Source organism: Pseudomonas sp. OE 28.3, from assembly GCF_014268205.2.
Classification (GTDB): Bacteria; Pseudomonadota; Gammaproteobacteria; order Pseudomonadales; family Pseudomonadaceae; genus Aquipseudomonas; species Aquipseudomonas edaphica.
This window is the reverse complement of record NZ_CP077082.1, coordinates 5,530,596-5,544,703: the sequence shown is the minus strand read 5'-3', so window position 1 is coordinate 5,544,703 and position 14,108 is coordinate 5,530,596. Positions and strand designations below refer to the sequence as shown.

The window sequence follows — 14,108 nt, the reverse complement described above, 5'->3', positions numbered from 1 at the left end:
TCGTCGTTCGCCCTATGATTTTTACAGAACAAAACAGCAGGTGAAGTCATGACCACAACTCAACCCCTGGAACTGCTGGCGCCCTTGTCCGGGGTGCTGCTGGCGCTGGACCAGGTGCCTGACCCGGTGTTCGCCAGCCGCATGATCGGCGACGGCCTGTGCATCGATCCCACCTCGCAGACCCTGTGCGCGCCGTTGGCCGGGGTGATCAGCAATATCCAGGACACCGGGCATGCGGTCAGCGTCACCGGCGACAACGGCGTGCAGGTGCTGATGCATATTGGCCTGGACACGGTGCACCTGGCTGGCAAGGGCTTCACCCGTCTGGTCGAGGAAGGCCAGCGGGTCGAGGTCGGGCAGCCGTTGATCGAGTTTGATGCCGACTACGTGGCGCTCAATGCGCGCAGTTTGCTGACCTTGATGCTGGTGGTCAGCGGCGAGCCGTTTGTGTGGCTGGCATCGGGCAGTGGCGCGGTGGAGGTGGGCCAGCCGCTGTTGCACGTCTCACCCGGCCAGGCCGCTGAAACCGTGGGCGAGGAGGAAGGCGATGCACTGTTCTCCAAACCGCTGACGTTGCCCAATGCCAACGGTTTGCACGCACGCCCGGCCGCCGTGCTGGCCCAGACGGCCAAAGGTTTCAACGCCAGCATTTACCTGCACAAGCAAACCCAGAGCGCCAACGCCAAGTCATTGGTGGCGATCATGGCGCTGCAAACCGTGCAGGGCGATACCTTGCAAGTGAGTGCGGCGGGAGAGGATGCCGATGCGGCCATCAAGGCATTGGTAACCCTGCTGGCGCAAGGTTGCGGGGAGGCAGTCGAAGAGTCTGTTGCGCCTGTTGAAACGCAGTCACCCGAGTCATCGGCGACCTTGTTGCGCGGCGTGTGTGCTTCGCCCGGCTCCGCGTTTGGCCAGGTGTTTCAAGTGGCGGAACCCGAGTTGCACATCGAGGAACAGGGCGCGGGTGAATCCGTTGAACACGCTGCGCTGAGCCGCGCCTTACTGGTAGCCACCGAAGCGCTGCAAGTGTTGCAAGACAAAGCGGTTGGCAGCGCCCAGGCGGAAATCTTCCGCGCCCATCAGGAACTGCTTGAAGACCCGACCCTGTTGGAGCAAGCCCATCGCCTGCTCACCGAAGGCAAGAGTGCTGCCTTTGCCTGGAACAGCGCCACGGCCGCAACCGCCAAGCTATTTCTCGGCCTGGGCAGTGCGTTGCTGGCTGAGCGCGCAGCGGATTTGGCCGATGTTGGCCAGCGTGTGCTGAAGTTGATCCTCGGTATTGAGGACAGCGCCTGGGCGTTGCCGGATCGTGCGATCGTGATTGCCGAGCAACTGACCCCCTCGCAAACCGCTGGCCTCGATACGCGCAAAGTGTTGGGGTTCGTCACCGTCGGCGGCGGCGCCACCAGCCATGTGGCGATCCTGGCGCGTGCCCTTGGTTTGCCGTCGTTGTGCGGCGTTCCGGCACAGGCACTGGCGCTGGCCAACGGCAAGCAGGTGCTGCTCGATGCCGACAAAGGCGAGCTGCACCTGGAGCCTGACCTGGCCGCTGTCGAGCAACTGGCCGCTACGCGCAAGCAACACATACTGCGACGTGAGCGTGAAGTGGCGCGGGCCGCCTTGCCCGGTATCACGCGCGATGGTCATCATGTCGAGATCACGGCCAATGTCGCCTCGTTGCAGGAGGTCGAGCAATCCCTGGCCTTGGGCGGTGAAGGCGTTGGCCTGTTGCGTTCGGAGTTTCTCTACCTGGACCGCAATCGTGCGCCCAGCCCCGAGGAACAAGCCGGCACCTACAGCGCCATCGCCCGAGCCCTGGGCAGCGAACGCAATCTGGTGGTGCGCACTTTGGATGTGGGCGGCGATAAACCTTTGGCCTATGTGCCGATGGAGCGCGAGACCAACCCGTTCCTCGGCCTGCGTGGTATTCGCCTGTGCCTGGAACGCCCTGAATTGCTGCGCGAGCAGTTCCGCGCGATCCTGGCGAGTGCCGGATTTGCGCGGCTGCATATCATGCTACCGATGGTCAGCCTGCTGTCGGAGCTGCATCTGGCGCGCAAGATCCTTGAAGAGGAAGCGCTGGCGCTGAGCCTGACCGAGCTGCCAAAGCTGGGCATCATGATCGAGGTGCCGTCTGCGGCCTTGATGGCAGATGTCTTCGCGCCGCATGTGGATTTCTTCTCCATCGGCACCAATGACCTCACCCAATACACCCTGGCCATGGACCGCGACCACCCGCGCCTGGCAAGCCAGGCCGACAGCTTCCATCCGTCGGTATTGCGCCTGATTGCCACCACGGTCAAGGCCGCCCACGCCCATGGCAAGTGGGTCGGCGTGTGCGGCGCGTTGGCGTCTGAAGCACTGGCGGTGCCGGTGTTGATCGGGCTGGGGGTGGATGAACTGTCGGTCAGCGTACCGCTGATCCCGACCATCAAGGCCACCGTGCGCGAGCTGGACATGGCCGACTGCCAGATCATCGCCCGCCAGGTGCTTGGCCTGGAAGAAGCCGCCCAAGTACGCGAGGCCCTGCGCCTGTACCACGCGGCCACTGTTGAAACCTCACCTGTCGTGGAGCACTGAGCATGTTCGAGAAATTACAGCACGCATTCTGGAAGGCCCTCACCCCGGACTTGATTGCCGAAACCGTGGTGGCGCCTGCGCAGGGTCTGTTGTCGGCCGAGGTACTGAGCGCATTGGGCGGTGTGGATAACCTCAAGTCGCAACAGCGCGTGGCACTGACGCGGGTGCGGGTGCAGTTGCAGGATGCAGGGCGGCTGGATGCGCAGGCGCTGAAGGCGGCGGGTGTTGCGGGTGTGATGGTGTTAACGGGCGGGGTCGTGCATCTGCTCACTGGCCTATAAAACGACGAGGATCAACTGTGGAAGCCGGGCTTGCCCGCGATAGCGGTGTGTCAGGAAACGAATATGTTGACTGGCTAGCCGCCATCGCGGGCAAGCCCGGCTCCCACAGGGGTATGGGTCGTTTGGGCGATTGGGTTTACAGCTGCGGGTTATCTTCCGGCGGCTTGGTCTTGTCGATACCCGGCACGTGCAAGTTGCCTTCCACCACTTGGTTGCCTTCCAACTGCGGCTGGGTCACCCAGGTGAGAATGTCGTAATACCGCCGGATGTTCGCGACAAAATGCACCGGCTCGCCACCGCGGGCATAACCGTAGCGGGTCTTGCTGTACCACTGCTTCTGCGACAGGCGCGGCAGCATCTTCTTCACGTCCAGCCACTTGTTCGGGTTCAGGCCGTCTTTCTTGGCCAGCGTGCGCGCATCTTCCAGGTGGCCGGTGCCGACGTTATAGGCGGCGAGGGCGAACCAGGTGCGGTCCGGCTCGGCAATGCTGTCGTCCAGCTCATCCTTGATCTTGGCCAGGTACTTGGCACCGCCCATGATGCTTTGCTTGGCGTCCAGGCGGTTGGACACGCCCATGGCCTGGGCGGTGTTCTGGGTCAGCATCATCAGGCCGCGCACGCCGGTCTTGGAGGTGACGGCCGGTTGCCACAGCGATTCCTGATAGCCGATGGCCGCCAGTAGGCGCCAGTCGACCTTTTCTTCCTTGGCGTAGGCGCGAAAGTGTTTCTCGTACTTGGGCAGGCGTTGCTGCAAATGCTGGGCGAAGGTGTAGGCGCCGACATAGCCGAGTACATCGACATGCCCGTAGTAACGGTCTTTCAGTCGCTGCAGGGTGCCGTTTTTCTCAACCTTGTCCAGGTAGCTGTTGATCTCGTTGAGCAGGCTATTGTCTTCACCCGGCGCCACGGCCCAGCTCTGGTTGCTGGCATTGCCGAGGTCGAAGGCCACGCGCACGTTGGGGAAGTACACCTGGTTCATCGCCACTTCGTTGGAGTCCACCAGGGTCAGGTCGATCTGGCCCTCGTCCACCATGCGCAGCAGGTCCACCACCTCCACGGCGTCGGACTCTTCGTATTCAATCGCTGGGTTCTGCTTTTTAAGTGCCACCAATTGCTCGGCGTGGGTGCTGCCTTTGAGCACCATGATCTTCTTGCCCACCAGGTCTGCCGGGCCGGTGGGGCGCGACTGGCCATTGCGGTAGATGATCTGCGGCGTGACTTCCAGGTACGGATGGGAGAAACGCACCTGTTGCGCGCGCTGCTCGCTGCTGACCAGGCCGGCGGCCGCAAGAACCGGACCGTTGGGTTTGCCCAGCTGGCCGAACAGGTCATCGAGATTATCCGCGGTCTCGATCTCCAGCTTCACGCCCAGGTCATCGGCAAAGCGCTTGACCAGTTCGTACTCGAAACCGGTTTCACCGTTGCGGTCCTGGAAATACGTCGCCGGGCTGTTCCGGGTAATCACCCGCAATACGCCATCCTCCTTGATTCGCTCGAGCGTGCTGGGCTTATCAACACAGGCGCTGAGCATCAGGAAGAGTCCGGTTGCGATCAGCCATTTGGCGCATCGCGGGCGTAAAGCAGTAGGGGAGAACATCTGCGCAGTATACGCAAACGGCCCTCGGCGCCATATCTCGACAGCAGCGGACTTGTCTGCTAGCACCCGCAAAACCGGGCTGCAGCCCGCAGAAACGTGGGTTGGCGAGGGTTTGTGACGGTTAAAATAACTGCGCGCCAACCCCAGGATTTCGCCCCGAAAGCGTGCAATCGCTGCCAACTGACGTTCGGCAGCGGCCAGCCGTGCCGTTTCGGGTGCCGTTGGCGCAGGTTTACGCTAGAATGCACGGCCTCAAAGCACACCCCCTTCCCGAGGCTGTCCCGAAGATGTTGATCCTGCGCGGCGCTCCTGCCCTTTCTGCCTTTCGCCACAGCAAACTCCTTGAGCAACTGAGCCAAAAGGTTCCAGCTGTTACAGGCTTGTATGCTGAATTTGCTCACTTCGCCGACGTAACCGGCGTCTTGACCGCCGACGAACAGCAAGTGCTCGCACGCCTTCTGAAGTACGGCCCTAGCGTTCCCGTTCAAGAGCCGACCGGCCGCTTGTTCCTGGTTCTGCCGCGGTTCGGCACCATCTCGCCCTGGTCGAGCAAGGCCAGTGATATCGCGCGTAATTGCGGCCTGGAAAAAATCCAGCGCCTGGAACGCGGTATCGCTTTCTACGTCGCCGGCCAGTTCAGCGATGCCGAAGCCGAGCTGATTGCCAGCAGCCTGCACGACCGCATGACCCAGATCATCGTCAGCCAGCTGGAACAGGCTGCCGGCCTGTTCAGCCACGCCGAGCCCAAGCCGCTCACTGCGATTGACGTGCTCGGCGGTGGCCGCGCCGCCCTCGAGAAGGCCAACACCGAACTGGGCCTGGCGCTCGCCGAAGACGAGATCGACTACCTGGTCGACGCCTTCAACGGCTTGAAGCGCAACCCGCACGACATCGAGCTGATGATGTTTGCGCAGGCCAACTCCGAGCACTGCCGTCACAAGATCTTCAACGCCAGTTGGGACATTGACGGCGAAAGCCAGGAAAAAAGCCTGTTCGGCATGATCAAGAACACCTACGTGATGCACAGCGAAGGCGTTCTGTCGGCTTATAAGGACAACGCTTCGGTGATCGTCGGCTCCGTCGCCGGCCGTTTCTTCCCGGACCCTGAAACCCGCCAGTACGGCGCGGTGCAGGAGCCGGTGCACATCCTGATGAAGGTTGAAACCCACAACCACCCGACCGCGATTGCCCCGTTCCCGGGCGCAGCGACAGGTTCGGGCGGCGAAATCCGTGACGAAGGCGCCACCGGCCGTGGCGCCAAGCCAAAGGCTGGCCTTACCGGTTTCACCGTGTCCAACCTGCAGATCCCGGGCTTCGAACAGCCGTGGGAAGTGCCGTACGGCAAGCCTGAGCGCATCGTCACCGCACTCGACATCATGATCGAAGGTCCGCTCGGTGGCGCCGCGTTCAACAACGAATTCGGGCGCCCGGCACTCACCGGCTACTTCCGTACGTTTGAACAATCCATCACCACCCCGCGTGGCGATGAAGTGCGCGGCTACCACAAGCCAATCATGTTGGCTGGCGGCATGGGCAACATCCGCGAAGAACACGTCAAGAAAGGCGAGATTCTGGTCGGCTCCAAGCTGATCGTCCTCGGCGGCCCGGCGATGTTGATCGGCCTGGGCGGCGGCGCAGCTTCCTCCATGGCCACCGGCACCAGCTCGGCAGACCTGGACTTCGCTTCCGTACAGCGCGAAAACCCGGAAATGGAACGCCGCTGCCAGGAAGTCATCGACCGTTGCTGGCAGTTGGGTGACAAGAACCCGATCAGCTTCATCCACGACGTCGGCGCCGGTGGTTTGTCCAACGCCTTCCCGGAACTGGTCAACGATGGCGACCGTGGTGGCCGTTTCGAACTGCGCAACATTCCAAACGACGAGCCGGGCATGGCCCCGCACGAAATCTGGAGTAACGAATCCCAGGAACGCTACGTACTGGCCGTTGGCCCTGAAGACTTCGCGCGCTTCCAGGCCATCTGCGAACGTGAGCGTTGCCCGTTTGCCGTGGTCGGCGAAGCCACTGCCGAACCACAGCTGACGGTCACCGACAGCCACTTCGGCAACAGCCCGGTCGACATGCCGCTGGAAGTACTGCTGGGCAAAGCCCCGCGCATGCACCGCTCCGCCGTGCGTGAAACCGAGCTGGGCGATGACTTCGACCCAAGTACGCTGGAACTGGCCGACAGCATCGAACGCGTGCTGCACCACCCGGCCGTGGCGAGCAAAAGCTTCCTGATCACCATTGGCGACCGCACCATCACCGGCCTGGTTGCCCGTGACCAAATGGTTGGCCCATGGCAAGTGCCGGTGGCCGATGTTGCCGTCACCGCCACCAGCTTTGACGTGTACACCGGTGAAGCCATGGCCATGGGCGAGCGCACGCCGCTGGCCCTGCTGGACGCCCCGGCGTCGGGCCGTATGGCGATTGGTGAAACCCTCACCAACATCGCCGCTTCGCGCATTGGCAAGCTGTCCGACATCAAACTGTCGGCCAACTGGATGTCCGCTGCCGGTCACCCGGGTGAAGATGCGCGCCTGTACGACACCGTCAAGGCTGTCGGCATGGAGCTGTGCCCGGAACTGGGTATCACCATTCCGGTGGGCAAGGACTCCATGTCCATGGCCACCCGTTGGAACGAAGACGGCACCGACAAGAGCGTGACCTCGCCGCTGTCGCTGATCGTGACCGGTTTTGCCCCGGTCACCGACATCCGTCAGACCCTGACCCCGCAACTGCGCATGGACAAGGGCACCACCGATCTGATCCTGATCGACCTGGGCCGTGGCCAGAACCGCATGGGCGCCTCGATCCTCGCGCAAACCCACGGCAAACTCGGCAAGCACGCGCCGGACGTGGATGACGCCGAAGACCTCAAAGCCTTCTTCGCCGTGATCCAGGGCCTGAACGCCGACGGCCACCTGCTGGCGTACCACGACCGTTCCGACGGCGGTTTGCTGACCAGCGTTGTCGAAATGGCATTTGCCGGTCACTGCGGCCTGAACATTGTGCTCGACAGCGTTGCCGAGGATGCTGCCGAAATCAACGGCATCCTGTTCAATGAAGAGTTGGGCGCCGTGATCCAGGTTCGCCAGGACGCCACTCCGGACGTACTCGCACAATTCAGCGCCGCTGGCCTGGACGACTGTGTGGCGGTGATCGGTCAACCGATCAATAACGGTGAAATCAATATCTCCTTCAATGGCGATACCGTGTTTGCCGGCCAGCGCCGCTTGCTGCAACGCCAGTGGGCCGAGACCAGCTACCAGATCCAACGCCTGCGTGATAACGCCGACTGCGCCGAGCAGGAATTCGACGTGATCCTGGAAGAAGACAACCCGGGCCTGAGCACCAAGCTCAGCTTCGACGTCAACCAGGACATCGCCGCGCCTTACATCAAGAAAGGCATTCGCCCACAAGTTGCCGTACTGCGAGAGCAGGGCGTCAACGGCCAGGTGGAAATGGCGGCCGCGTTCGACCGCGCCGGCTTTAATGCGATCGACGTGCACATGAGCGACATCCTCGCCGGTCGCGTTGACCTCAACGAGTTCAAAGGCCTGGTCGCTTGCGGTGGTTTCTCCTACGGTGACGTGTTGGGTGCCGGTGAAGGCTGGGCCAAATCGGCCCTGTTCAACAGCCGTGCGCGCGATGCGTTCCAGGGCTTCTTCGAGCGTAACGACAGCTTCACCCTGGGTGTGTGCAACGGTTGCCAGATGATGTCCAACCTGCACGAGTTGATCCCGGGCAGCGAGTTCTGGCCGCACTTTGTGCGTAACCGTTCCGAGCAGTTCGAAGCCCGTGTCGCCATGGTGCAGGTGCAGGAATCCAACTCGATCTTCCTGCAAGGCATGGCCGGTTCGCGCATGCCAATCGCCATCGCCCACGGTGAAGGCCACGCTGAATTCTCCAGCGAAGAAGCCCTGCTCGAAGCCGACCTGTCCGGTTGTGTGGCGATGCGTTTCGTCGACAACCACGGCAAGGTCACAGAGAGCTACCCGGCCAACCCGAACGGCTCGCCGCGCGGGATCACCGGCCTTACCAGCCGCGACGGTCGCGTGACCATCATGATGCCGCACCCGGAGCGTGTGTTCCGCGCCGTGCAAAACTCGTGGCGCCCTGAAGAGTGGAACGAAGACGGCGCGTGGATGCGCATGTTCCGCAACGCTCGCGTGTGGGTGAACTAAGGCAATGTACAAGCTTGCCTTCTTTGTGCCCGCCAGCCATGTGGAGACGGTGAAAACCGCCGTCTTCGCAGCCGGCGGCGGGCGCATCGGCAACTACGACAGCTGTGCCTGGCAAGTGCTGGGCCAGGGCCAATTCCGCGCGTTGGACGGCAGCCAGCCGTTTATCGGGCAAGTGGGCCAGGTTGAAGTGGTTGAGGAATGGAAGGTTGAGCTGGTGGTGGCGGATGAGTTGATCGTGGCGGTTGTAGCCGCGTTGAAACTCAGCCATCCCTATGAGACACCGGCGTATGAGGTGTGGCAGTTGGCGGATTTTTGATTCGCAGGTTGCAGAAACGAGAAACCCGCTGGGCCAGTTTGGTCAGCGGGTTTTTTGTTGGTTGTAAGGGCCAATCGCAGGCAAGCCAGCTCCCACAGTTTGATCTGTGAATACGTTCAAAATGTGGGAGCTGGCTTGCCTGCGATGGCGCCGGGACAGGCGCCCCAGATCTTTCCCACAGGCTTTTCAGGTTGTCCCTAGGAACTCGCCTTATTAACCTTTGCCAGTCGCTGCCAATTCAGCGATCGGGACTGCAAGCCCGCCGAAACCTCACCAGTTACTCCTAAGCGCCTTTATAATTGCGGCGCTTTTTCATGGTCGTCATTTATGGCGGCTGTGTGCGGGAGACCTTCGGGTCTACCGAGGTGCTGGTGGGACTCGGTCTTGCAGGCCCGCGCACAGCTGCCACCCATCATCTGCAAGTGATGCTGGTAGTTCCTAAATTCTCACTAGGAAACACACCATGATCAAAGACAGTCCAAATCCCCCATCTGATTCTCAGCCCACCGATCAAATCTTCACCGTACTTCCTAACCTGAACAGCGAAACCCTGCTCGCCAATGCCTCCCAAGACCTGGCATCAGTACAAGCACTTGCAGGCAATCTGGCTTTTGATATCGACGGCCCACAGCGTGATGCAGTGCTGGGGATTCATCGGATGCTGGAAGGTATTCAGTTGATGGTGGACCGGGTGTTGGATCTATTTGAGGTGCCTGATCAGAAGTAATCAGGCGCCTGTAAGGGCCAATCGCAGGCAAGCCAGCTCCCACATTGATCGTTCCCACGCTCCGCGTGGGAATGCATCCTGTGACGCTCCGCGTCACCCTTGTGCAGGGCGACGGCTTGGACGCGGAGCGTCCGGGGCGGCATTCCCACGCAGAGCGTGGGAACGATCGGTCAGGCGTTGATTGGGCGGGTAACCAGCCGCTCCAGCGCTTCGCCCAATCCAGTGGCCTTGTCACCAATCAACAAATGCCAAACCCCGCTGTCCAGCTGGCTCACACCCTGGCAACCCAGCGCAGTCAGGTCCGCTTCAGACAGCACCGAATCATCCCCCAGTTCCACCCGCAATCGGGTCATCGCCACCGCTTCCAGCTGGCGCACATTCGTGCGGCCGCCTAAAGCATTCAGCCACTTCTCGGCCTCTTGCACATTCACCGCGACCGGTTTATCCACAGGCTGGGCGGCCACCGGCGCACTGGCAACAAACGACGGCATCGCCAGGCGGATCTCATCCGCAATGCTGTCGGCCATCGGCCCTACGACCACCTGCAAGCTCCCGCCGTTACCCGGCCGAACCACGGCCATCGCGCCCAGTGCTTTCAACTGCGCATCCACCGCCTTGTTACGATCCACCATGTCCAGGCGCAGACGAGTCGTGCACGCGCCGACACTCAGCAAATTCTCTGCACCGCCGAGTGCACGGATGTAGGCACTGGCCCGCTGGTTATCGGTCATCACCTCAGCCTGCACCACCTGGATGTCTTCACGCCCCGGTGTCTTCAGGTTGAACCGACGAATGCAATAGTTGAACACGCTGTAGTAGATCACCGCGTAAGCCAACCCGACCGGGAATACCAGCCAGCCGTTGGTGGATTTGCCCCAACCAAGCACCATGTCGATAAAGCCACCGGAGAAGGTAAAGCCCAGGTGGATATTCAGCATATTGGTCACGGCCATCGACAGGCCGGTGAGCACCGCGTGGATCAGGTACAAAAATGGTGCGAGGAACATAAACGCGAATTCGATCGGCTCAGTCACACCGGTCAAAAACGAGGTCAGCGCCATCGACAGGAAAATCCCGCCCATGACCTTGCGGCGTTCCGGCAGTGCATTGCGGTACATCGCCAAACACGCGGCGGGCAGGCCGAACAACATCACCGGGAACATGCCGGTCATGAACTGGCCGCCTTTCGGGTCGCCGGCAAAATACCGGGTCAGGTCGCCGGTGACGATGGCGCCGGTGGTTGGGTCGGTAAAGCTGCCAAACACAAACCACGCCATGTTGTTGAGGATATGGTGCAAGCCGGTGACGATCAGCAGGCGGTTGAACACGCCAAACACGAATGCGCCAAAGCTGCCGCTTTCCATCAGCAGCACACCGAAGCTGTTGATGCCGTGCTGGATCGGTGGCCAGATCAGGCCAAAGATCACGCCCAGGGCGACCGCCGAAAACCCGGTGACAATCGGCACAAACCGTCGCCCACCAAAGAAGGCCAGGTACTCCGGCAGCTTGATGTCCTTGAAGCGGTTATACAGCCCACCGGCCATCAAGCCGCTGGCAATACCGGCGAGCATGCCCATGTTGATGGTGGTGTCCATCACCTTGAGCGTGGAAATCATCACCAGGTAACCAATCGCCCCGGCCAAACCCGCCGTGCCGTTATTGTCGCGGGCAAAACCCACGGCAATACCGATGGCGAAGATCAGCGCCAGGTTGGCGAAGATTGCTTGCCCGGCATCGTGCATCACCGCGATGTTCAAAAGGTCGGTGTCGCCCAGACGCAGCAAGAGACCAGCGATCGGCAGAATCGCGATCGGCAGCATCAGTGCGCGGCCGAGGCGTTGCAGGCCTTCGATGAAATGTTGGTACATGGCGTGTCTCCCTATTCTTGTTGTTTTCAGCTCAGCGGCCAGTGGTGTTGACAGGCTTGGCGAACGGCCTTGGCGCTGCTCAGGTCGAGCAGGCCTTGGCTCAATTGCCGGCATTGCGCCGCGTCCAGGTGGCGAACGCGGTCCTTGATTTCTCCGATTTGCGGCGGGCTTACCGACAGTTCACTCACACCCAGGCCAACCAGCACCGGCGTGGCCAGCGGGTCGGACGCCAGGGCACCGCACACACCCACCCAACGCCCATGCTTGGCGGCACCGGCGCAGGTTTGCGCGATCAAGCGCAGCAGCGCCGGGTGCAAGGCATCCACCCGTGCGGCGAGGCCCGCGTGGTCGCGGTCCATGGCCAGGGTGTACTGGGACAGGTCATTGGTGCCGATGGATAAAAAGTCCGCGTGTTTGGCGAGTTGCTCAGCCATCAGCGCGGCGGCGGGCACTTCGATCATCACGCCCAGTTCCGGACGCTGGGTCAGCTCCAGCTCCGCGCAGAGTTCATCCAGGCGCTGGCGGATCTGCAGCAGTTCATCCACCTCGCTGACCATCGGCAGCAGGATGCGGCAACGCGCCAGCGGAGACACTTGCAGCAGCGCGCGCAGTTGCTGGTCGAGCACGTCCGGGCGCACCTGCGCCAGGCGAATGCCGCGCAGGCCCAGCACCGGGTTGGCCTCAACCGGCAACGGCAGGTAGTCGAGCTGTTTGTCGCCGCCCACGTCGATGGTGCGGATGATCACCGACTTGTCGCCCATGGCATCCAGCACGGCCTGGTAGGCCTGGCGTTGCTCTTGCTCATCCGGCGCGGTGCGGCGGTCGACAAACAGGAATTCGGTGCGCAGCAGGCCTACACCATCGGCGCCGTTTTCAAACGCCACTTGGGCCTCGGCACTGGAGGCGACATTGGCCGCCACTTCAATGCTCACGCCATCGCGGGTTTGTGCCGCTTGTTGGGCTTGGGCCTGTTGTTGCTGACGGCGCAATTTTTGCGCATCACGAATCTGGTGCACTTCGGCGTGGCGCGCCTCGCTGGGGGCCAGTTCCAGGCGACCGTTGGCTGCGTCCAGCACCACGCGTTGGCCTTGGGGCACGTCGAGCACTTCGGCGCCCAGCGCGACCACGCACGGCAAGCCTTTGCCTCGGGCCAAAATCGCGACGTGAGACGTAGCGCCGCCTTCGGCCATGCAGATACCCACGGCGTTTTGTGCGCTCAGTTGCAGCAGGTCGGAGGGGGTCAGTTCATGGGCGCTGACAATCGAACCGGCCGGCAATTCGAAGTGCCAGGTTTCGCCCAACAGTGCACGCAGTACGCGTTGTTGCAGGTCGCGCAGGTCGTTGGCGCGCTCGGCAAACAGCGGTTTGCCCAAGGCCAGCAACACCGCGCATTGCGCCTGGATCGCGTCGCGCCAGGCGTGGGTAGCGGCGCTGCCTTGCTCGATGGCACGGGTGGCGGCATCCAGCAGCGTGGGGTCTTCCAACAGCGCAAGGTGGGCGGCGAAGATGTCTTCTTCTTCGACGTTCTTGCGTTGGCGTGCCTGTGCCAGGGTGCTGCGGATTTCTCCGCGCACGTGCTCCAGCGCGGTGTCCAGGCGTTGCAGTTGTTCGTCGGCGATGTGGTTGCCCGTGTCTTGCGGCAGTTCGATACCGGTGAGGCGAAACAGCGGCCCGCAGACCAGACCGGGCGCGGCGCACACGCCTTGCAACACACCGGCTTCGGTGTTCGCCCGACGCGGTGTCACGACTACCGGCGCGTGGTGTTCTTCACTCACAGCAACCGACAGTGCGGCCACCAGCGCCTGCAACGCCGCCTCGCAATCCTTGCCGCGACAGGTGATGCGCACTTCATCACCTTCACCAATGCCCAACCCCATCAAGCCAATCAGGCTATCGCACGGCGCCGACTTACCGGCGAAGTGCAACTCTGCATGGCTGCTGAAACCTTGCGCGGTCTTACGCACCAGCGCGGCGGGGCGTGCATGCAAACCGCCACGGTGGGTAATGCGCACGCTGGCGCGCACTTCGGTGACAGAGTTATCCACAGCCGCCTGCAACGGCGCTACCGAACGCGCGGCAATGTGCAGCAACGGCTCACCCACCTTAACGGTTTTTCCTGCAACCGGCCGTAGCTCAAAACCCTCGCCATTAGTCAGGATAATCAGGCTGACCAGGCTTTTGCACTGGCGCGCAATGCGATCCAGATCAAACTGCACCAGTGCCTGGCCCTGGCTCACCCGTGCGCCTTCCTTCACCAGCAGGGCAAAGCCTTCGCCGTTCAATTCCACGGTGTCGATGCCCACATGCATCAACACTTCGGCGCCGTTGTCGGCACGAATCGTCAGTGCATGCCCGGTGCGGGCGACGTGGATGATCACGCCATCACAGGGGGCGTGCAGGCAATCGTTCAGTGGGTCGATGGCAATACCGTCGCCCATGGCGCCACTGGCGAACACTTCATCGGGAACGTTGCCCAGGGTCAGCACCGGGCCACTGAGTGGGGCGCTTAGGGTCAATTCATTATTGTTGTAGGACATGGGCACGGTACTCATCAG

General features: G+C 62.0%; 8 protein-coding genes. 5 read left to right on the top strand and 3 right to left on the bottom strand.

Going from position 1 to position 14,108, the window contains the following annotated elements; all coding sequences use genetic code 11:
* Positions 1-48: 48 nt before the first annotated feature.
* Positions 49-2,580, top strand: a complete 2,532-nt coding sequence (gene ptsP, locus HU759_RS24875) for a phosphoenolpyruvate--protein phosphotransferase (RefSeq protein WP_186617297.1) — start codon at positions 49-51, stop codon at positions 2,578-2,580.
* 2 nt (positions 2,581-2,582) lie between these two features.
* Positions 2,583-2,861 (top strand): PTS transporter subunit EIIB, encoded by a 279-nt coding sequence (locus HU759_RS24870; protein WP_186617295.1) that lies wholly within the window; start codon positions 2,583-2,585, stop codon positions 2,859-2,861.
* A gap of 136 nt (positions 2,862-2,997) precedes the next feature.
* On the opposite strand, the gene mltF is transcribed toward HU759_RS24870, so the two are convergent.
* A complete protein-coding gene (gene mltF, locus HU759_RS24865; protein WP_186617293.1) occupies positions 2,998-4,458 on the bottom strand; it encodes a membrane-bound lytic murein transglycosylase MltF in 1,461 nt (486 codons plus the stop codon).
* A 287-nt stretch (positions 4,459-4,745) separates the two neighbouring features.
* Here mltF and purL point away from each other — a divergent pair, with 287 nt between their 5' ends.
* The 3 genes from purL (at position 4,746) to HU759_RS24850 (ending at position 9,685) form a co-directional block, all read left to right on the top strand.
* A complete protein-coding gene (gene purL / locus HU759_RS24860) occupies positions 4,746-8,642 on the top strand; it encodes a phosphoribosylformylglycinamidine synthase (RefSeq protein WP_138449448.1) in 3,897 nt (1,298 codons plus the stop codon).
* 4 nt (positions 8,643-8,646) lie between these two features.
* A complete protein-coding gene (locus HU759_RS24855; protein WP_106578295.1) occupies positions 8,647-8,958 on the top strand; it encodes an NGG1p interacting factor NIF3 in 312 nt (103 codons plus the stop codon).
* A 463-nt stretch (positions 8,959-9,421) separates the two neighbouring features.
* A complete protein-coding gene (locus tag HU759_RS24850) occupies positions 9,422-9,685 on the top strand; it encodes a DUF6124 family protein (protein WP_170040770.1) in 264 nt (87 codons plus the stop codon).
* A 170-nt stretch (positions 9,686-9,855) separates the two neighbouring features.
* Here HU759_RS24850 and nagE read toward each other — a convergent pair whose 3' ends face one another.
* Positions 9,856-11,553, bottom strand: a complete 1,698-nt coding sequence (nagE, locus tag HU759_RS24845) for an N-acetylglucosamine-specific PTS transporter subunit IIBC (protein ID WP_138449454.1) — start codon at positions 11,551-11,553, stop codon at positions 9,856-9,858.
* Between the two features lie 26 nt (positions 11,554-11,579).
* Positions 11,580-14,090 (bottom strand): phosphoenolpyruvate--protein phosphotransferase, encoded by a 2,511-nt coding sequence (ptsP, locus tag HU759_RS24840; RefSeq protein WP_186617291.1) that lies wholly within the window; start codon positions 14,088-14,090, stop codon positions 11,580-11,582.
* Positions 14,091-14,108: the final 18 nt, after the last annotated feature.